The organism is Lactococcus fujiensis JCM 16395 (genome assembly GCF_002441655.1).
In the GTDB taxonomy this organism is placed as follows: domain Bacteria; phylum Bacillota; class Bacilli; order Lactobacillales; family Streptococcaceae; genus Lactococcus; species Lactococcus fujiensis.
In genome coordinates, this window is record NZ_JXJU01000057.1 from 1 (window position 1) to 525 (window position 525).

The window sequence follows — 525 nt, forward strand, 5'->3', positions numbered from 1 at the left end:
TTTGACTCGGTTTTGACTTCACACCATCTACTGGAGTGCCAAGCACTATCTGTAGCCCTTTCCATGTGTTAAAGCCTGCAATACCGTCAATCACAAGATTAAAGTTAACCTTCATCACTTTAAGTTTAGCATTTAAGGCTTGTTGAAGTGCCTTAATTGTGTTCACTCCTGGTATTCCGTCCACAACTAAATGATAACCAATGCTATTAAGATACGTTTGCACTGCTTTCCAAGTATTTACACCGTCGTATCCGTCAACGACTAGGTTATTCTTTACAGCTGATTCTGGCAATGCCCAAATCTCCGTGTGTGCTTTCAATCGAGTTACCTCTGTGTAAGCAGACCATGGTGCAACTTGAACCGCATTGTTTTTCAAAAAAGTTTTACCATTTAACCAGTCAGTGGCTGTTGTGTTGTAAAAACTACCGTCAGGAGTAATCAGTCCAACGTGGCCATTATCTCCGGCTGAGCTTGACATATCGTTGCCGACTGACATCAAAGCAAAGCCGTAGCCTCGCCAATTCT

Annotated in this window: 1 protein-coding gene; it reads right to left on the minus strand. The window is 42.5% G+C overall.

The genetic code is table 11. From position 1 onward, the window contains the following. Positions 1–525: peptidoglycan-binding domain-containing protein (locus RT41_RS10255; RefSeq protein WP_143467379.1), on the minus strand; the 525-nt coding region annotated here is incomplete at both ends.